Annotated in this window: 19 protein-coding genes; 6 read left to right on the top strand and 13 right to left on the bottom strand. The window is 70.7% G+C overall.

The window, feature by feature from the left end:
- Positions 1-79: 79 nt before the first annotated feature.
- The 3 genes from AC0QU1_RS07000 to AC0QU1_RS06990 form a co-directional block, all read right to left on the bottom strand.
- Positions 80-1,165 carry a BMP family lipoprotein gene (locus AC0QU1_RS07000; RefSeq protein WP_483575430.1) on the bottom strand — a complete coding sequence of 362 codons (1,086 nt, stop codon included), beginning with the start codon at positions 1,163-1,165 and terminating at the stop codon, positions 80-82.
- Positions 1,166-1,307: 142 nt separating this feature from the next.
- Complete coding sequence (locus AC0QU1_RS06995; RefSeq protein WP_483575428.1) at positions 1,308-2,537, bottom strand: amidohydrolase; 1,230 nt, start codon at positions 2,535-2,537, stop codon at positions 1,308-1,310.
- 148 nt (positions 2,538-2,685) lie between these two features.
- Positions 2,686-3,819 (bottom strand): mannose-1-phosphate guanylyltransferase, encoded by a 1,134-nt coding sequence (locus AC0QU1_RS06990; RefSeq protein ID WP_483575427.1) that lies wholly within the window; start codon positions 3,817-3,819, stop codon positions 2,686-2,688.
- 315 nt (positions 3,820-4,134) lie between these two features.
- On the opposite strand from AC0QU1_RS06990, the gene sdhC reads away from it, so the two are divergent.
- From sdhC to AC0QU1_RS06970, 4 genes are all read left to right on the top strand, one after another.
- The gene (gene sdhC, locus AC0QU1_RS06985; RefSeq protein WP_483616537.1) at positions 4,135-4,473 is read left to right on the top strand and encodes a succinate dehydrogenase, cytochrome b556 subunit; all 339 of its coding nucleotides are present in this window, start codon (positions 4,135-4,137) and stop codon (positions 4,471-4,473) included.
- Positions 4,473-4,937, top strand: a complete 465-nt coding sequence (locus AC0QU1_RS06980; RefSeq protein ID WP_483575424.1) for a succinate dehydrogenase hydrophobic membrane anchor subunit — start codon at positions 4,473-4,475, stop codon at positions 4,935-4,937. The genes sdhC and AC0QU1_RS06980 overlap by 1 nt, the downstream gene beginning before the upstream one ends.
- Before the next feature lie 100 nt (positions 4,938-5,037).
- A complete protein-coding gene (gene sdhA, locus AC0QU1_RS06975; protein ID WP_483575422.1) occupies positions 5,038-6,870 on the top strand; it encodes a succinate dehydrogenase flavoprotein subunit in 1,833 nt (610 codons plus the stop codon).
- Positions 6,870-7,631, top strand: a complete 762-nt coding sequence (locus AC0QU1_RS06970; protein ID WP_483575421.1) for a succinate dehydrogenase iron-sulfur subunit — start codon at positions 6,870-6,872, stop codon at positions 7,629-7,631. The genes sdhA and AC0QU1_RS06970 overlap by 1 nt, the downstream gene beginning before the upstream one ends.
- A 145-nt stretch (positions 7,632-7,776) precedes the next feature.
- On the opposite strand, the gene AC0QU1_RS06965 is transcribed toward AC0QU1_RS06970, so the two are convergent.
- The 3 genes from AC0QU1_RS06965 to AC0QU1_RS06955 form a co-directional block, all read right to left on the bottom strand.
- Positions 7,777-7,956 carry a hypothetical protein gene (locus AC0QU1_RS06965; protein ID WP_483575419.1) on the bottom strand — a complete coding sequence of 60 codons (180 nt, stop codon included), beginning with the start codon at positions 7,954-7,956 and terminating at the stop codon, positions 7,777-7,779.
- Positions 7,957-8,099: 143 nt separating this feature from the next.
- On the bottom strand, positions 8,100-8,951 hold the full coding sequence (locus AC0QU1_RS06960; protein WP_483575417.1) for an HAD family hydrolase: 852 nt from the start codon (positions 8,949-8,951) through the stop codon (positions 8,100-8,102).
- Positions 8,948-9,703 (bottom strand): TauD/TfdA family dioxygenase, encoded by a 756-nt coding sequence (locus tag AC0QU1_RS06955; protein ID WP_483575416.1) that lies wholly within the window; start codon positions 9,701-9,703, stop codon positions 8,948-8,950. Before AC0QU1_RS06955 ends, AC0QU1_RS06960 begins: the two co-directional genes overlap by 4 nt.
- Before the next feature lie 199 nt (positions 9,704-9,902).
- On the opposite strand from AC0QU1_RS06955, the gene AC0QU1_RS06950 reads away from it, so the two are divergent.
- Together AC0QU1_RS06950 and AC0QU1_RS06945 are read left to right on the top strand one after the other, a co-directional pair.
- Complete coding sequence (locus tag AC0QU1_RS06950) at positions 9,903-10,274, top strand: NUDIX hydrolase (protein WP_483616423.1); 372 nt, start codon at positions 9,903-9,905, stop codon at positions 10,272-10,274.
- A complete protein-coding gene (locus AC0QU1_RS06945) occupies positions 10,271-11,449 on the top strand; it encodes a helix-turn-helix domain-containing protein (protein WP_483616421.1) in 1,179 nt (392 codons plus the stop codon). The genes AC0QU1_RS06950 and AC0QU1_RS06945 overlap by 4 nt, the downstream gene beginning before the upstream one ends.
- Before the next feature lie 137 nt (positions 11,450-11,586).
- Here the strand turns inward: AC0QU1_RS06945 and AC0QU1_RS06940 are convergent, their stop codons facing one another.
- The 7 genes from AC0QU1_RS06940 to sigE all read right to left on the bottom strand — a co-directional run bounded on the left by AC0QU1_RS06940 (position 11,587) and on the right by sigE (position 17,633).
- Positions 11,587-12,480, bottom strand: a complete 894-nt coding sequence (locus AC0QU1_RS06940) for a YihY/virulence factor BrkB family protein (RefSeq protein WP_483575412.1) — start codon at positions 12,478-12,480, stop codon at positions 11,587-11,589.
- 66 nt (positions 12,481-12,546) lie between these two features.
- Positions 12,547-13,083, bottom strand: coding sequence for a 2'-5' RNA ligase family protein (locus AC0QU1_RS06935; RefSeq protein ID WP_483575411.1), 537 nt, complete (start codon positions 13,081-13,083; stop codon positions 12,547-12,549).
- Positions 13,080-14,153: a tryptophan--tRNA ligase gene (gene trpS / locus AC0QU1_RS06930; RefSeq protein WP_483575410.1), complete on the bottom strand. Its 1,074-nt coding sequence runs from the start codon at positions 14,151-14,153 to the stop codon at positions 13,080-13,082. Before trpS ends, AC0QU1_RS06935 begins: the two co-directional genes overlap by 4 nt.
- 40 nt (positions 14,154-14,193) lie before the next feature.
- On the bottom strand, positions 14,194-14,589 hold the full coding sequence (locus tag AC0QU1_RS06925; RefSeq protein ID WP_483575408.1) for a twin-arginine translocase TatA/TatE family subunit: 396 nt from the start codon (positions 14,587-14,589) through the stop codon (positions 14,194-14,196).
- Positions 14,590-14,644: 55 nt separating this feature from the next.
- Positions 14,645-16,096 (bottom strand): S1C family serine protease, encoded by a 1,452-nt coding sequence (locus AC0QU1_RS06920; protein ID WP_483575406.1) that lies wholly within the window; start codon positions 16,094-16,096, stop codon positions 14,645-14,647.
- Positions 16,093-17,031, bottom strand: a complete 939-nt coding sequence (locus tag AC0QU1_RS06915; protein ID WP_483575405.1) for a zf-HC2 domain-containing protein — start codon at positions 17,029-17,031, stop codon at positions 16,093-16,095. Before AC0QU1_RS06915 ends, AC0QU1_RS06920 begins: the two co-directional genes overlap by 4 nt.
- The gene (gene sigE / locus AC0QU1_RS06910) at positions 17,031-17,633 is read right to left on the bottom strand and encodes an RNA polymerase sigma factor SigE (protein WP_483575403.1); all 603 of its coding nucleotides are present in this window, start codon (positions 17,631-17,633) and stop codon (positions 17,031-17,033) included. The genes AC0QU1_RS06915 and sigE overlap by 1 nt, the downstream gene beginning before the upstream one ends.
- Positions 17,634-17,743: the final 110 nt, after the last annotated feature.

Below are 17,743 nucleotides of genomic sequence, written 5' to 3'. Positions count from 1 at the left end.
GTACCCCCCGGGACCATCTTGCGTCACGTCTCGGTCGTCGACCGGTCCGCCGCCGTCTCTTCACCCGGCGACCGACTCGTCACTGGGCCAGGTAGGACTCCACCTCGACGTCGCCGGCGATGATCGACTCCCTGAGGGCCTGGACCTCTTCCCACAGGGCCGGGTCGACCTTGTCCTCGAAGTTGTGCAGCGGAGCGATGTCCACGCCGCCGTTCTCGAGGGTACCGACGTACGGCGTGGGGTCGAACTCGCCGTTGCCGGAGGCGAGGACGGCTTCCTCGGTGGAGACGTCCATGCCCTTGAGGATCGACGTGAGGACGATGTCCTGGGTGGCCGGGTCCGTCTCGTAGAAGTCGGCGTCCACGCCGATCAGGGCGACGTCCTCGCCCGAGTCGGCGATCGCGTCCATCGCGGACTGGTAGATCGGGCCACCGACCGGGAGGATCACGTCAACCCCCTGGTCCAGCACGTTCTGCGCAGTGGTCTTCGCTGCAGGGTCGGCCGCGAAACCGCCGGTGAAGGAGCCCTTCTCGCCGTCCCAGCCCACCAGCTCGACGTTGGTGCCCTTGGTCTCGTTGTAGTAGTCGACGCCCTGCTTGAAGCCGTCCATGAAGATCGTGACCGTCGGGAAGTCCATGCCGCCGAAGGTGCCGACCTTGCCCGCCTCCGAGTAACCGGCAGCCAGGTAACCCGCGAGGAACGCGGCCTGCGCCGTGTCGTACAGCAGCGGCTTGATGTTCTCGGCGTCGGCCTGGCCGTCGAAGTCGGCGTCCGCGGCGTCGTCGACCAGGATGTAGTCGATGTCCGGGTTGGCCGTCGCCGACTCGACGGTGGTGGCGGACAGCGCGAAGCCCACGGTGACGATGGCGTTGCAGCCCTCGGCGACGAGGGACTCGACGTTGCCCTTGTAGTCGCTCTCCGACGCCGACTGGACGTCGACCAGCTCGGTGCCGAGCTGCTCGGCCGCCGCCGTCGCACCCTCGAAGCTGAGCTGGTTGAAGCTCTTGTCGTCGAACCCGCCGGCATCCGACACGATGCAGGGCTTGAAGTCACTGGCGGCGCCAGTGGTCTCGCCACCAGTGCCCTCCTCCGGCGGGGCGCCGCACGCCGCGAGCGCGAGCGCCGTTGCTCCCGCAAGGGCGGTAAGCCGAACAACCTTCTTCACTGGTGCTCCTTCGATGGTCCAACCGGGCCTGGCAGACCCTATATCGCACCGAGGGTAGCTAGCGCATCCCGCATTTCGCGTTTCGAGACGGTAACCGGCATAAGTCGTTACCGAAGCGTCATCGACAGCAACAGTTCCGGTGTCAGCGCGCCGCGAACTGGGCCAGGGTGCGTACGCCGACGCCGATCGCGCGCTCGTCCACGACGAGGTCGCCCTGGTGCAGGTCGTAGGTGCGGCCGCCGGGCGTGCGCACGCCGAGGCGCGCCATCGTGCCGGGCACCTTGCGCAGGTACCAGGCGAAGTCTTCCCCGCCCATCGACTGCTCGGTGAGCTGCACGGCGTCGGGCCCGACGGCGTCCCGGACCGCCGCCTCGAGGTCTCCGGTCGCCTCCGCCTCGTTCTCGACCGGCGGCACGCCGTGCGTCACGGTCACCGAGATGTCGACCTGGTACGGGGCGACCACCTGCTCCACCGCCTCGCGCACCAGCTCGCCCGCCTTCTCCCACGCGCGCACGTCGAGGCAGCGCAGCGTGCCCTTCAGGATGCCGGTGGACGGGATCGCGTTGGGCGTCGAGCCGGCCTGGACGGCACCCCACGTGAGGTTCACGCCCGAGCGCGGATCGAGGCGCCGGCCGAGCACCGCCGGCGTCTGGGTGATGACCTGGCCCAGCGCGAACACGACGTCGCCGGTCAGGTGCGGGCGGGAGGTGTGGCCGCCCGGCGACGAGATGGTCACCATCACGGAGTCGCTCGCCGACGTGATGGGCCCGATGCGGGTACCGACCTGCCCGACGTCGAACTTCGGGTCGCAGTGCAGCGCGGCGATGCGGTCGACGCCGTCGAGCTCGGAGGTCTTGCTGATGATGTCCTCCGCACCGCCGGGGAAGACCTCCTCGGCGGGCTGGAAGAACAGCCGGACGCCCCGGCGCAGCCGCCCCTCCTCCTGCAGCCGCGCGAGCACGAGGCCCGCGCCGAGCACCACCGTGGTGTGTACGTCGTGCCCGCACGCGTGGGCCGCGCCCGGCTGGGTCGAGGCGAACTCGACGCCACTGGTGTCGTGCAGCGGGAGCGCGTCGAGGTCGGCGCGCAGGCCGACCCTGCCCTCGCCGTCCGGACCGTGGTCCGGGCCGATGTCGCAGACCAGCCCCGTGCCGATCGGCAGGAGCCGCGGCTCCAGCCCGGCCGCCCGCAGGCGGTCGGCCACCAGTGCGGTGGTGCGCGTCTCCTTGCGGGACAGCTCGGGGTGGCTGTGCACGTCGCGGCGGAACGCGATCAGCTCGGCGTCCAGGCCGTCGGCCAGCTCGCCCACCCGGGCGGCCAGGCCGGCGACGACGTCGGTCGCGTTCCCACCCGGCACGTCCCCGACCGGCATCTGATCGTTCGAAACGATCTGATCGAAATCGGCGAGACTGACGGGCTGCTGGGTCGGGTTCACGGGACCACGGTAGCGCTGTCCGCCCCGCGAGACACGGTGGTGGCGGATCCGTCCCACCATACGGACGCGCCCGAGACGGCCCCTGTCAGAGCAGGTCGGCGCGCCCCCGCTCGCGGACCGCGGCAACGACCTCCTTGACCTGCTGCGCCCGCGCGCGCGTCGTCACGAGCAGGGCGTCGGGCGTGTCCACGACGACGACGTCGTCCAGCCCCAGCACCGTCACCAGGCGGCCCGACGCCGGGACCACCACCGAGCCGGCGCTCTCGATGCGCAGCACGTCGGCGGGGTCGCCCAGCACCTTGGCGCCCCGCTCGTCGTCGGACGGCAGGAGCACGGCGAGCGAGTTGTAGTCCCCGACGTCGTCCCAGCCGAACGTGCCCGGCACGACGGCGACGCCGCCCGCTGCCGCGACCGGCTCGGCCACCGCGTGGTCGATGGCAATCTTCTCCAGGCCCGGCCACACCTCGGCGAGCACGTCCGCGCGCCGCGGGGTGTCCCAGGCGTCGGCGACGGTCCGCAGGCCGTCGTGCAGTTGGGGCCGCTGCTCGGCGAGGTGCCCCAGCAGCACCGAGGTGCGCGAGACGAACATGCCGGCGTTCCACCGGTACTCGCCCGAGGCGAGGTAGGCGCGCGCGGTGGCGGCGTCCGGCTTCTCCGTGAACCCGCGCGCGTGCAGCGCGTGGGGGGCGCCCTCCACGCCGAGGGGATCGCCCGAGCGCACGTACCCGAACGCGACGGACGGCCGGGACGCGGCGATCCCGACGGTGGTCACGTAGCCGGCGCGCGCCGCCGCGACGGCCTGGCGGACCGCCACCTCGAACGCCCGCGTCCCGTTGATCACGTGGTCGGCGGCGAACGACCCGATCACGACGTCGCCGTGCCGCTTCTCCAGGACGGCGGCGGCCAGGCCGATCGCCGCCATGGACTCGCGCGGCGAGGGCTCGGCCAGCACCGCGCCGTCGGACAGCTGGGGAAGCTGCGCGCGGCACGCCGCGACGTGCTGCTCACCGGTGACCAGGATGACGCCGTCCGGCCCGGCGAGCGGGCGCAGGCGGCGCTCGGTGGCCTGGAGCAGCGACTCCCCCGTGCCCACGAGGTCGTGCAGGAACTTGGGTTCGCCGCCCCGGGAGAGGGGCCAGAGCCTGGTGCCGGATCCACCGGCTGGTACCACTGCGAAGAAGTCGTCGATCGGGGACGATGGGACCGCGGCCGAAGTCATGCCCCGCAGGATGTCAGCCGGACGGCGTTCTCGCAGCCATTACCCGCCGGACCGGCTCCGGTTCGGTGCCAGGTCTCTGGCCCGGTCCGGCAGCAACGCACGAGCAACCTGACGGGTGCCCGAAGCCGCGACATCTCCCCTGTGGGATCAGTCACAAATGCCGTGCCTTGATGCCCGTGAGGGCTGCCGGGCGGCGATCGAGGCGACCCTTTGTCATTACAGTGTGGGGACCAGCCACCCCCAGCCGGAAAGCCATAGGAGGCTCCCGAAGTGCCCACCGCACCAGCAGGCACGTTGTACCGCGGCCGCGAAGGCATGTGGTCGTGGGTCGCGCACCGCGTGACCGGCGTGCTGATCTTCTTCTTCTTGCTCGTGCACGTGCTCGACACAGCGCTGGTACGCGTGTCCCCCGAGGCGTACAACGCCGCGATCGGCACGTACCAGACCCCGATCATGGGGCTCGGCGAGGCCGGGCTCGTGGCGGCGATCGTGTTCCACGCCTTCAACGGCATCCGCATCCTGCTGGTGGACTTCTGGGCCAAGGGGCCCAACTACCAGCGGGTCATGCTCTGGGTGGTGGTCGGCCTGTTCGTCGTGACGATGGCGGGCTTCCTGCCGCGTCACCTCATCAACGTCTTCAGCGGGGGTCACTGATGGCACACGGAACCGCAGCGGTGGCCAAGGTCGACTCCCCGCGTTCCCCGTACGTGCGCCGCCGGACCACGCGCGGCAACTACGAGCTCTACTCCTGGGTCTTCATGCGAGCCTCCGGCGTGGTGCTGCTCGTCCTCATCTTCGGCCACCTGTTCGTCAACCTCATGGTGGGCGACGGCGTGCACGCCATCGACTTCGGCTTCGTCGCCGGCAAGTGGGCCAGCCCGCTGTGGCAGGTCTGGGACCTGCTCATGCTCTGGCTCGCGATGATCCACGGCACCAACGGCGTGCGCACCATCATCAACGACTACGCCACGAGGGACCTGACGCGCGGCATCCTCAAGGGTCTGCTCTACCTGGCGTTCACCGTGGTGGTCGTGCTGGGCACCCTGGTGATCTTCACGTTCGACCCGTGCCCGGCCGGCTCGCCGGCCGAGCTGCTGCCGTCCTTCTGCACGGCCTGAGCCGCGCTCGGCCGCCGCGCCGGGCCGAGCCCGGCCCAGCCGGCGGCATCTCCCCCCAGCCCCACACTCCGAACCTCATCAGCAGGAGGCATCGAGCCCGATGCAGACCCATCAGTACGACGTCGTGATCGTCGGCGCGGGTGGCGCAGGCATGCGCGCAGCTCTCGAGTCGTCGAAGGAGGCCCGCACCGCGGTGATCTCCAAGCTGTACCCCACCCGATCCCACACCGGTGCCGCCCAGGGCGGCATGGCGGCAGCCCTCGCCAACGTCGAGGACGACAACTGGGAGTGGCACACGTTCGACACCGTCAAGGGCGGTGACTACCTCGTCGACCAGGACGCGGCCGAGATCCTGGCCAAGGAGGCGATCGAGTCCGTCCTCGACCTGGAGCGGATGGGCCTCCCGTTCAACCGCACCCCCGAGGGCAAGATCGACCAGCGCCGGTTCGGCGGGCACACCCGCGAGCACGGCCAGTCCGCCGTCCGCCGCGCGTGCTACGCCGCCGACCGCACCGGCCACATGATCCTCCAGACGCTCTACCAGAACTGCGTCAAGCAGGAGGTGGAGTTCTTCAACGAGTTCTACGTGCTGGACCTGATCACCGACCACGACCTCACCACCGAGGAGATCGCGCCCGGCGAGGAGGTCAACGCGACCGGCGTCGTCGCCTACGACCTGGCGACCGGCGAGATCCACGTGTTCCAGGCCAAGGCGATCATCTTCGCCACGGGCGGCGCCGGGAAGATCTTCAAGACCACCTCGAACGCGCACACCCTGACCGGTGACGGCATGGCGCTCGCCTACCGCCGCGGCCTGCCGCTGGAGGACATGGAGTTCTTCCAGTTCCACCCGACGGGCCTCGCGGGCCTGGGCATCCTCCTGTCGGAGGCGGCCCGCGGCGAGGGCGGCATCCTGCGCAACGCCGAGGGCGAGCGCTTCATGGAGCGGTACGCCCCCACCATCAAGGACCTCGCCCCCCGCGACATCGTGGCCCGGTCCATGGCCAACGAGGTGCGCGAAGGCCGCGGCGCCGGCCCGAACAAGGACTACGTGCTGCTCGACCTGACGCACCTGGAGCCCGCGCACATCGACGCCAAGCTCCCGGACATCACCGAGTTCGCGCGCACGTACCTCGGCATCGAGCCCTACACCGAGCCCGTGCCCGTCTACCCGACGGCGCACTACGCGATGGGTGGCGTGCCGACCAACGTGCAGGGCGAGGTGCTGCGCGACGGCGTCAACGTGGTCAAGGGCCTCTATGCCGCCGGCGAGGTCGCGTGCGTGTCCGTGCACGGCTCCAACCGGCTCGGCACCAACTCGCTGCTCGACATCAACGTCTTCGGCAAGCGCTCGGGCCGTGCGGCCGCCGCGTACGCCAAGACGGCGTCGTTCCACGAGCTCCCGGAGAACCCGGCCGCCCGCGTCGTCGAGCAGCTCGACGAGATGCGCAACCGGCCCGACGGCGAGCGCATCGCGGACATCCGCAAGGCGCTCCAGGACACGATGGACCTCAATGCCCAGGTGTTCCGTACCGGCGACTCGCTGAACCAGGCCCTTGTCGACATCCGCGAGCTGCAGAAGCGCTACCGCAACGCGTCGGTGCAGGACAAGGGCAAGCTGTTCAACACGGACCTGCTGGAGGCCATCGAGCTGGGCTTCCTGCTCGACATCGCGGAGGTCACCGTGGTCGCGGCGATCAACCGCAAGGAGTCGCGCGGCGGCCACTACCGCGAGGACTACCCGCAGCGCGACGACGTCCACTACATGCTGCACACGATGGCCTACCGCCGTCCGACCGCGGCGTCCGACAAGGCCGAGGGCCACGTCGAGGGCTACTTCGACCACGTCGAGGAGTTCGACGGCTACAAGGTCGTCCTGGGCTCCAAGCCCGTCGTCCAGACCCGGTACGAGCCGATGGAGCGTAAGTACTGATGACTGCCACACTCGAAGCCGCCGCACCGTCCCCCGCCGCGGGCGAGATCCCCTCGTTCACGGTCACGCTGCGGATCCGGCGGTTCAACCCCGAGGTGTCCGACGAGCCCACCTGGCAGGACTTCACCGTCGAGGCGCACGGCACCGACCGTGTGCTCGACGCCCTGCACAAGATCAAGTGGGACATCGACGGCTCGCTCACGTTCCGCCGGTCCTGCGCGCACGGCGTGTGCGGCTCGGACGCCATGCGGATCAACGGCCGCAACCGCCTGGCCTGCAAGACGCTGCTCAAGGACGTCGACCCGACCAAGCCCATCACGGTCGAGCCCATCAAGGGCCTGCCGGTCGTGAAGGACCTCGTCGTGGACATGGAGCCGTTCTTCGCGTCCTACCGCGAGATCATGCCGTTCCTCATCACCACCGGGAACGAGCCGTCCAAGGAGCGCTACCAGTCCCCCGAGGACCGCGCCCGGTTCGACGACACCACCAAGTGCATCCTGTGCGCCGCGTGCACGTCGTCCTGCCCGGTGTTCTGGACGGACGGCCAGTACTTCGGCCCGGCCGCGATCGTGAACGCGCACCGGTTCATCTTCGACAGCCGTGACGAGGGTGGCTCGCAGCGCCTGGAGATCCTCAACGACAAGGAGGGCGTGTGGCGCTGCCGCACGACCTTCAACTGCACCGAGGCGTGCCCGCGCGGCATCGAGGTGACCAAGGCCATCCAGGAGGTCAAGCGCGCGATGATCACTCGGGCGTTCTGATCTGTTCCTCCGCCGCCGCGGGCGGAAGGTAGGGGCGGCCGGCCTCGCTCACGCGCCCCCAGGGGGCGCTCCGCTACGGCTTTACGGCTGGCCGCCCCTACCTTCCGCCCGCGGCTCTGCTGTCGTTGGACTTGCTGTCGTCGGGTCAGGTGGCGAGGTGGTAGACGGCGGCCGTCGCATCAGCGGCCCAGTGGTAGGCGGGGAGGAACCCTTCGTAGCAGTGGCGGCCTGGTCGGGCGGGTTCGTCGTCGGGTACCCATTGGTAGGTGTGGCGGGTCTGGTCGGTGTCGACGCGGCGCAGCGTGACCGGGCGCCCGCAGTTCACACAGATTCCGTGCGGGGTCGGTGATATTGCCGGTTCCAGTGCCGCCGAGGGTTCGGTTGCCGATGGAAGCGGCGGTGGAGTCACGGTGGTGAGGGCTTCGGAGGCGAAGTCCTCCTGCGCCTGCTGCCCGACGACGGCGGGGCTCACGGCGCGACCGCCACGGAGCGCAGTACGTCGACCACGCCGTGCTGGTGGAGCGTTCCGGTCACTTCGTCGGCGGCGGCGCGGACGTGTTCGGGCGCATCGCCCATGGCGATGCCGCGGGCGGCCCAGGTCAGGGCTTCGATGTCGTTGGTGGAGTCGCCCACGGCCACGGTGCGCTCAGGTGGGACGCCGAGGCGGCGCCGGACGGTCTCCAGGGCGGTGGCCTTGGACAAGTCGGGTCCGGTGACGTCGATCAGGTCGGCCTCTGCACCCGGCGTGGCGGTCAGCCCGGCCGCCCGCAACGGGCCGATCAGGGCGTGTACGTCCGGGGCGCGCAGCACGATGCGTGGTGAGGCCAGGGCCTGTAGCTCGTGCAGGGGGACCACGGTCTGCTCACCTCGCAGCAGGCCAGGAGGAAAGACGGCGTCCACGTAGTAGCCGATGCCGATCTCTTCGACGGCGATCCGCAGTCCCGCGATCCGGGCGTTCAGGGCCGCGGTGATCACGGCGCGGGCGTCGATGGTCCGGACGTCGGTGCTGACGTCCAGCTCGTACCCGTCTGGGGTCAGGGATGCGATCACGGCACCGTTGGAGGCGACGACCCAGCCGGTATCGAGGCCCAGTGCCCGGCCGATGGGCATGACTCCGGCCAGGGATGGGCCCGAGGCAAGGACGACGTGGTGCCCGGCCGCTCGCGTCTCAGCCACGGCCACGACAGTCTCGGCGGGCACCACCAGGCCGCCGCTGGTGGTCAAGGTCCCATCGATATCCAACGCGATCATCACCGGCCTGTTCGGATCGGCGGGGTGTGCGGGCGGGGCGGTCGGGATCGGTGCTGTCGTCGGTCTCATGAGTGATCCCCAGGGGCCACGGTCGTGGTGGTTTCCGGCCGGAAGCCCGCAGCCATGGTGTGAGGGCGCGGATCCGCCGTCACCCGGTACATGAGCCGTGGTCCGGCGAAGCCGAGGCGTCCATGAAGCCACCGGCGGTTGTTCAGCACGTAGCCGGCGCCAGTGCGGACGGGCAACGTGACGAGGTGTCGATCGATCGCGGCGCGCAGAGCGGGAATGTGCGGTGTGACGGCCGGTGCGAACCGCACGAGGCTGTCGAGCCTGAGTCGTACGGAGACCACACCGTCCGGTCCGGGTGTGAAGACCGATCCGAGGTAGCCGTCGGCGCCGCCGAACAGGGCTGAGCGCGGCGCACACAGCGCATCGAGCGCGTCCGGCATGGTCTGTGCGAGATCGTCGTAGACGGCCTGGCCGTCGACGATCAGCGACTCGCCGCCGGCGACTGGCTCGCGGCCGCAGACCGTCAGGAGCAGTCCGGGCGGGTTCTCGATGCCCGAACGGTCGGTGTGAGGTGCCAGCGGTCCGCGAGTGAATCCCACCATGGTGGCGTCACGGTCGCCGCGGTCTTCGATCGCGGTGGCGCCGTCCGGGTCGCTGTCTCTGTGCGGCACCACGGTCCCGATCGAGCGGGCGAGCGCGACGAGTGCAGATCGTCCGGGCACGTCATCGATCAGCGCCACACCAACCGATGCGATGTCCGCGAGCACATCAGCTGATGCCGAGCTGCTGCGGATAGGTAGGTCCGTGTGCATGAGTTCACCTCCAGGTTCCGATGCATGAACTACACCGCCTGCGGTGAATGGCGTCTACTGACGGATTGTCAACCCTGATCTGGGATCAAGTACTGCGTGCCGTTGCTACGCTCGCTGCGATCGAACGGTAGCCACACGAGAGGATGATCTGGTGTCTCTGTCTCCGTCCATGTTTCCGATCTCAGTCAAGGGTGTTGTCGTGGACACCGCCCAACGAGTGCTGCTCCTGAAGAATGAGCGTGAGGAGTGGGAGCTGCCTGGCGGGCGTATTGAGATCGGCGAGACGCCCGAGGAATGCGTGGCTCGGGAGATCTGGGAGGAGACGCAGTGGAAGGTGCGGACCGGCCCGATCCTCGATACCTGGATGTACTACATCCAGGTGGCTGACAAGCACGTCTTCATCGCGACCTACGGTTGCTATCCGGAGACCGACGTCGAACCCGTGCTCTCGCACGAGCACAAGGAAGTCGGGTTGTTCACCGCCGCTGAGGTTGCCCGGCTGACCATGCCTGACGGCTACCGTCGATCCATCGCGACCTGGCTCGAGCTGACATCCCACGACCGGCGATGACCGAGGGGCCCAGGCCGGACGGCCAGCCGAGGCGCCCGTCGTCGTTGTGGCTGTGGTCGAGCCCTGACGCGAGCCAGGCGCTGCGTTCCGGGGGCCTGGCGGTGATCCTCCGCACCTACCGGCGGCTTAACGGGCTGAGCCAAGAGCAAGCAGCCGCGCTGCTCGGCTACGACAAGACTTACGTGTCGATGATCGAGACTCGCCGTCGGACCATCACCGACGTCGGCGTCCTTCGACATATCGCACAATGCCTTGCTGTCCCACCACACCTCCTCGGCGTGACAGCAGTGGACGATGCAACGTCGGCAGCGCTCACGCAGTTCGCCGATTCAGTGCTGAAACTGGCGGACATCGCTCGCCAAGCCGGCCGCGCCGTCGCCGCTGTCGACGAGTTGTGGCCACTCGTCGCCAGGCTTGAAGCCCGTGCCGTCGACGGATACGTCGATCGAGGATCGTGGGCGCTGCTCGGGCGAGCGCGGGCATCCTTGGGCATCGCACTCGGAACCGTACTCCCGGAGGAAAGACTTGCCACCGCTGCACGGTGGACGGGGCAAGCCCTGAATGTCGCTCAACGACTCGACGAGCCGCGGTTCCTTGCCTACGCGTTTGCCATGCACGGCAACGAGCTCAGGAAAGCCGGGCGGACCAGTGCTGCGATCGAGCGCCTCAGCAGCGCGATCGCACTGCACACCGATCCCGCAATGCGCACCACGGCACTGGCCTTCCTCGCGCGCGCGGCCGGCGACGCGGGCGACGCACCGCTGTTTGACGCAACGATCGACGATTACCAGCGCCAGCTCGACGCCCTGGGAGATGCCGGAATGCTCGGCAACCAGTTCACCCTCCACGAGGTACGGCTACGTGGCCTCGTTGCCACAGGCCGGGCACCCCTCGCCGCCAAACTGATGGAATCACTGCCCAGCACGACACAGGCCGTGGCTCCGCAGTGGACCGTTATCGAACGGGTGACCGTCGGCGAGGTGCATCTCGTCAACGGCGACCGGGACGCCGCCGAGGAAGCACTGTTGACCGCACTGGCCGGTGCAGAGAAGTACCGGCTCCCGCACCAAGCCCAACGCGCGATCCGCATCGCCTCACACAATGACGATGCCGACGAGGTCGTTGCGGAGGCAGGGCAAGCGGTACTTGCACGGTTGCGCAGGCTTGATCACTGAGCGCGTAGGTGGGCTACCCGACCCTTCAACCACCGGCCTGCCGCGGTGCACGTGAGGCTGGTACCTGACCCACGACTGGAGATCACACCGCCACCATGATCCGCAGCCACGTCCTGGGCGCCGATCGAGAGGCTCGTTCAGGCTTCGCTCCTTGAGGCAAGGGCGCGGTCGTCGGCTTCTGACATCCACGCGCTGGCCAGGAGGAGGACCCGCGCCAGGAGGTTGACCAGGATCAGGACCGTCACGACCACCGCGAAGGACGCCAGCAGGGCGTTGCGGGCGGCAGCGCCCGTGATCACCTCGGTACCGAGGTAACGCAGGGCGCCGGAGACGACGCCGACCGCGAGCGAGCCGATCAGGAGGTCGCGGCCCGGCGGGTGCACCCCGCCCACGTACCGGATCACGGCGGCGACGACGGCGGTGTCGAGCAGCACCGCCAGGAGCAGGCCGACGCCGCGCACGGCCCAGCCGGCGCTCGCGCCCAGGCCCACGAGCTCCAGCGTCCACGGCACCGCCGCCGACACCGCGATGCTCGCTGCGGCCGTGACCAGCACTCCCACGCCGAGCAGCACGAAGCCCAGGAGCTGCCGCAGCCGGTCGGTGGCCGGGTTGCCGGGGCTCTCCGTCTCGCCGAACATCGCCCGCACCGAGTTGCGCAGCGCGCCCATGAACCCCGTGGCGGACCAGAGCAGCACCACGACGGCCACCAGGGACGTCCAGTTCAGCCCGGTGGAGAGCACCAGGTCCGACGGCGACAGCACGCCGCCGTCGCCCGTGTCCACGAGGCCGGGCACCCACCTGTCCACCTGGCCAAGGACCGCGCCCCGCAGCACGGTGTCACCGCCGAGCACGCGCACGAACACGGTGTAACCGATGGTGAGGGCGGCGAACAGGGAGAACAGCGCCGAGTACGCCATGCCACCGCACAGCACCGCGCCGTTCGCGGCGGTGAACCGCGCGAGGGCACGGCCCGCCCGGCTGGACTGCCAGCGCGCCCAGGCCGCCTTCCCGAGCTCGATCAGCCGCTTCATCGCGTCGAGACTATGCGGGAACGGGCCGCCTCGCCTCCGGCCCCGCCCGGGCCGAGCAGAGCCGGCTCAGCCCAGCCGGAACGCCGCCTGCGGCCGCCAGATCCCGTCGTCGCCGTGCTCGTACTGGTAGAACCGGTCGACGTCGAAGTCGGCGGAGTAGTCGGCCATCGCGTCGAACGCCTTGTCGAGGTCGGCGTCGGGCACCTCGTGCGCGATCGTCACGTGCGGGTGGTAGTTGAACCGCAGCTCGCCGTCCAGGATCCCCGAGCGCACGCGCGACTCGAGCTGCTCGCACTCGGCGATGCCCTGCGCCAGCGCCACGAACACCACGGGCGAGATCGGCCGGAACGTGGCGGTGCCGCGCAGCCGCACCGTGAAGGGCGGCGCCGCCGCGGCCACCGCCGCGAGGTGGGCCCGCGCCTCGTCGAGCTGGTCGACCTCGATCAGCGTGGGCCCGAGCAGCGTGATGTGCGGGGGGATGAAGTTCGCCAGCGGGTCGTCCGCCGCGACCCGCGCCGCGCTCAGCTCCGCGGCGAAGGGTTCGGGGATCTCGATGGCGATCCCGATGCGGATCTGGCCGGGTCCCCGCTCGGGGAGGTTCACCGTTCGCCTCGGGACGGCAGCAAGCCGAACCGCTCGTACATCCGGTTCAGCACCGGGCCGGCGATCGCGCGGGCCCGGTCGGCGCCGTCGGCGAGCACACGGTCCAGCTCGGCGGGGTCCGCGAGGTAGGTGTTGGCCCGGGCCTGGAACGGCTCGAGGAACGCGACGACGGCGTCGGCCAGGTCCACCTTGAGGTAGCCGTAGCCGCGGCCGTCGTACTCCTTGGCGATCTCGTCGATGTCGCGGCCGGTGACGGCCGAGAAGATCGTCAGGAGGTTCGAGATGCCCGGCTTCTCCACCGGGTCGAAGCGCACGCCGTACGTCTCGTCGGCGTCGGTCACGGCCGACTTGATGGCCTTGACCGCCTTCTTCGGGTCCTCCAGCAGCCAGACCACGCCCTTGCCGCCCGCGCTGGACTTGCTCATCTTCGAGCTCGGGTCCTGGAGGTCCTGGATCTTCGCCACGGCCTTGACGATGTGCGCGTCCGGCACGACGGCGGTGCCCTCGCCGAAGCGGGCGTTCAGGCGCTCGGCGAGGTCGCGGGTGAGCTCAAGGTGCTGGCGCTGGTCCTCGCCCACGGGGACCAGGGCGGCGTCGTACAGCATGATGTCGGCCGCCATGAGCACGGGGTAGGTGAACAGGCCGACCGTCGTCCCCTCGCTGCCCTGCTTGGCCGACTTGTCCTTGAACTGCGTCATCCGCCCGGCCTCGCCGAACCCGGTCTGGCAGCTCAGCAGCCACGCCAGCTCCGCGTGCGCCGCCACGTGGGACTGCACGAACAGCACCGAGCGCTCCGGGTCGACTCCCCCGGCCAGGTACTGGGCGGCCGTGCGGCGGGTGCGCTCGCGCAGCAGCGCCGGGTCCGGGTTCACCGTGAGCGCGTGCAGGTCCACCACGCAGTAGAGCGCGTCGTAGGAGTCCTGCAGAGCGACCCACTGGGACAGGGCACCGATGTAGTTGCCCAGGTGGAGCGAGCCGTCGGTGGGCTGCATCCCGGAGAAGATGCGCTGCCGGGTGGGGCGGAGGGCAGTAGGAGAAGTGCCCGCCGCGGTAGAGGTTTCGGACGACATGGCCAATATTCTGGCAGGTACGCGCGCGCTCACCGAATCCTCAGGTCGCCTCGTCGTCGTACGGCGCCTTCCCGGGTTCCGCCATGGCACCGGCCGCCGCCCCGCCCGCCGACGCCGCGGACAGCCCGTTGCCCCCGACCGGCCCGTCCGTCGACCGTGCGGCGGCCGACGGCGGGTACGGGCTGTCGTCGAGCAGGGCCTCGCGGACGATCCGGCGCGGGTCGTACTGGCGCGGGTCGAGCTTGGACCAGTCGACGTCGCTGAACTCGGGCCCGAGCTCGTCGTCGACCCGCGCCTTCGCATTCTGGAGCAGGTCGCGGCCACGCCGCACCAGGGAGCCGAGCTGCTCCGCGTAGGCGGGCAGCCGCTCCGGGCCGATCACGAGCATCGCGACCACCAGAATGATCACGAACTCCCAGCCGTTGATGCCGAACACGGTCAGAGCCTACTCGCGTCGCGAGGCCCGCCGGAGCGCGCCGGATGAACTCTGTTCACTGGCCGCTGGACCGCTCTTCGAGCACCACGCGGACCTCGCGCTCGTCGTCGCCCGAGCGCACCTCGAGCGTCACCGGGTCGCCGGGCGCCTTGGCGCGGATCGCCACGATGAGCTCGTCCGCCACCGACACGGGGCGGCCGTCGATCGAGAGGATCACGTCACCCGGCTCGATGCCCGCCTGGTCGGCAGGGCCGTCCGGGGTCACGGCCGGCGTGCCCTGCTGCGCCTCCTGGGACACTCGCACGCCCTCGCCCTGGTAGCTGGGGTCGAGCAGCACGCCGATGATCGGGAACGTCGCGGTGCCCGTCTCGATGAGCTGCTCGGCGGTGTGCCGCGCCTGGTTGGACGGGATGGCGAAGCCGAGGCCGATGTTGCCGGTGGCCGTCGTGGTGCCGGGCCCCTGGGCGATGGCCGAGTTGATGCCGATCACCTCACCCGCCGAGTTGACCAGCGGGCCGCCGGAGTTGCCCGGGTTGATGGCGGCGTCGGTCTGGATGGCGTCGATGAAGGCCGCCTCGGCCGACTCCCCCGCCTTCACGGGGCGGTGGAGCGCGCTGACGATGCCCGTCGTGACCGTGGCCTCCAGGCCGAGCGGCGAGCCGACGGCGAGCACGGAGTCACCGACCACCACCTCGTCCGAGTTGCCGAGCACGAGCGGCTCCAGGCCGGTCTCGTCGACCTTGATGACGGCGAGGTCGTAGTCCGGCGTCGCGCCCACCAGCTCGGCGGGCTGCTCGTGGCCGTCGGAGAACGTGACGGTGACGTCGGCCCCCGCCTCGGCCTCCGCGACCACGTGGTTGTTCGTGAGGATGTAGCCCTCGGCCTTGAGGATCATGCCCGAACCCGTCGCGACACCCTGCGGGGCGCGCACCTCGATCGAGACCACGCTCGGCAGCGCCGCCGCGGCGATCGCGGCGACCGAACCCTCCGGGCGCTCCACGTGGGTGGCGCCGGCGGCGGGCTCGGGCAGCTCGGCGTCCGCGGGGCGCGCGGTCTCCTGCGCGTCCAGCAGCGCGTAGGCACCGACACCGCCGGCCGCACCGGCGAGCAGCCCGGTGACGACGACGGCGGCCACGGCGCCGGCGCCGAGCTTGCCGCGCCGGGGCCGGGGGGTGTGGGCCGTCGCGTGCGGCGCCGTGCCGTGCGGTGCCGTGCCGTGCGGTGCCGTCGGGTGCGACCCTGTCGCGGGATGCGTGGCCTGCGGGTCCGGGCCGGGCGGGGGCGGCGGGGCCGGCACGGTCATCAGCGGACCGGACGGGAGCTGCTCGGTGGGCCGGTCAGCCGGCTGCGCCGGGAGCTGCTGGGTGACCCGGGCCTGGGACCCCTGCTCCTGCGGAGTTCCGGCGGGCGCGCCCTCGGGCCGGGGAGCCGGGGCCGGAGTCGGTTCGTTCGTGCGGGGCTGTGCTGCGCGCGGAGTCGGGGGCGCGAACGGGTTGTCGTCGGTCATGGGCTCTCGATGGCTCCTGTCACGGTATGCCACCCGCGGGCAATGCGGGGCAGGACCCCGGCATCGTAGCCATGCTCACCGAACGATGCCACGAGCTCGGTCAGCACCTGTTCCGGCGCGTCCGCCACGACGTCGACCACCATGTCGTCCGACTGCCACGCCACGTGGGCCGGCTCTGTGGCGAGCACCTGGACGCCGCCGACGACGGTGCCGCCCTCGGCGAGCTGACCCGGACGCTCGCGGACCACCGCGTGGCCAGAAGGGCCGGCCAGGTCGATCTCGAGCGTCTGGCCCTGGTCGCCCACCAGGCGCATGGCCGAGACCGTGTACCCCTCGGGCAGCTCTGCCGGCACCACCCAGCCGTTGTCCGCCGCCCAGTCGAGGGCCGCCGACGTGCGCTCGCTCGGCGCGACGTCGAGCTCCGCGAGCACGTCCTGGCCCGCCGCCACCGTGTCCGAGCCGGTGCGGCCGAGCATCGTCATGCTGGTCTGCGCGGAGAGCTGCGGGGACACCACGGGAACGTCGCCGAGCGTGAAGAGGGCCAGCCCCAGCACGCCCGCGCCGCCGACGCCGAGCGCGGCGATCCGGGCGGCCCTGCGGCGGCGCGCCGGGCGGTCGATCCGGCCGTCGAAACCGTCGAACCCCGCGGCCTGCCACACCGGGGCGGCCAGCGGGTCCGGGCCGAGGAACGGCCGGCGCAGCGGGTCGTCGGAGGTGGGCGGGATGCTCGCCTGGAGCGCCATCAGGCGCGCGGTGAGGGCGGGGTCCGGCGTCACGTCGGCCGCGGAGGCGAGCGCGCGCCGGGCCGCACGGGCGGTGTCGAGCTCGCGGGCGCACAGGCGGCACATCGTCACGTGCGCGAGCGCGCGCTCGGTCTCTGCGGGCGAGAGCTGCCCGTCGGCCAGCGCGCTGACCAGGTCACCGAGGTGGCTCATCACGCGCCCCCGCGCGACGGTGCGAGGTGCTCCAGCGCGTCGCGGAGCTGGGCGCGGGCCCGGTGGATGCGGCTGCGCACCGTGCCGAGCTTCACGCCGAGGGTCACCGCGATCTCCTCGTAGCTGAGGCCCTCGATGTCGCACAGCACGACGGCGGCGCGGTACTCGGGGCGCAGCGCGTCGAGCGCCTTCTGCACGTCCTGGTCCAGGTTGGCGTGCTCGTACCCGCGCTCGGGGCGGCCGAAGTCGCCGGTGTCGGCCACGTGGCCGTCGTCGTCGCCCATCGCCTCCATGCGGATGCGCTTCTTGCGGCGGGCCTGGTCCAGGAACAGGTTGGTGGTGATGCGGTGCAGCCAGCCCTCGAACGTGCCGGGCGTGTAGCTCGACAGCGAGCGGAACACCCGGATGAAGGTCTCCTGGGTGAGGTCCTCGGCGTCCTGCTTGTTGCCGGTGAGGCGATAGGCGAGGCGGTAGACGCGCGCCGAGTGCTCGCGCACGATCTCTTCCCAGGTCGGCGGCTGCCAGGGCATGTCGGCGGCGTCGGCCCCCTGGGGTACCGACGCGCCTGCGTCTGCTGCTGCGCGAGTGCTCACAGTAGTCATCGTCCTCTCAACGCACCTGGAAGCCCAGGCGTTCCCACGGGCTGTACCCTGTCGCCGCACGTGATGCTCACATCTGCACCGGTTCAGCGGAGGAACCCATCAGCACAGCG

This window comes from Promicromonospora noduliphila, from assembly GCF_056951025.1.
Note: the sequence above shows the minus strand (reverse complement) of the source record. Positions and strands in the feature narration are given on the sequence as shown.

Bases quoted from the DNA above. Each gene is read 5' to 3' on its own strand.
- AC0QU1_RS06995 (WP_483575428.1), bottom strand. From the start codon at position 2,537: ATGCCGGTCGGGGACGTGCCGGGTGGGAACGCGACCGACGTCGTCGCC.
- AC0QU1_RS06990 (WP_483575427.1), bottom strand. From the start codon at position 3,819: ATGACTTCGGCCGCGGTCCCATCGTCCCCGATCGACGACTTCTTCGCA.
- sdhC (WP_483616537.1), top strand. From the start codon at position 4,135: ATGTGGTCGTGGGTCGCGCACCGCGTGACCGGCGTGCTGATCTTCTTC.
- AC0QU1_RS06980 (WP_483575424.1), top strand. From the start codon at position 4,473: ATGGCACACGGAACCGCAGCGGTGGCCAAGGTCGACTCCCCGCGTTCC.
- sdhA (WP_483575422.1), top strand. From the start codon at position 5,038: ATGCAGACCCATCAGTACGACGTCGTGATCGTCGGCGCGGGTGGCGCA.
- AC0QU1_RS06970 (WP_483575421.1), top strand. From the start codon at position 6,870: ATGACTGCCACACTCGAAGCCGCCGCACCGTCCCCCGCCGCGGGCGAG.
- AC0QU1_RS06960 (WP_483575417.1), bottom strand. From the start codon at position 8,951: ATGAGACCGACGACAGCACCGATCCCGACCGCCCCGCCCGCACACCCC.
- AC0QU1_RS06955 (WP_483575416.1), bottom strand. From the start codon at position 9,703: ATGCACACGGACCTACCTATCCGCAGCAGCTCGGCATCAGCTGATGTG.
- AC0QU1_RS06945 (WP_483616421.1), top strand. From the start codon at position 10,271: ATGACCGAGGGGCCCAGGCCGGACGGCCAGCCGAGGCGCCCGTCGTCG.
- AC0QU1_RS06940 (WP_483575412.1), bottom strand. From the start codon at position 12,480: ATGAAGCGGCTGATCGAGCTCGGGAAGGCGGCCTGGGCGCGCTGGCAG.
- trpS (WP_483575410.1), bottom strand. From the start codon at position 14,153: ATGTCGTCCGAAACCTCTACCGCGGCGGGCACTTCTCCTACTGCCCTC.
- AC0QU1_RS06920 (WP_483575406.1), bottom strand. From the start codon at position 16,096: ATGACCGACGACAACCCGTTCGCGCCCCCGACTCCGCGCGCAGCACAG.
- AC0QU1_RS06915 (WP_483575405.1), bottom strand. From the start codon at position 17,031: ATGAGCCACCTCGGTGACCTGGTCAGCGCGCTGGCCGACGGGCAGCTC.
- sigE (WP_483575403.1), bottom strand. From the start codon at position 17,633: ATGACTACTGTGAGCACTCGCGCAGCAGCAGACGCAGGCGCGTCGGTA.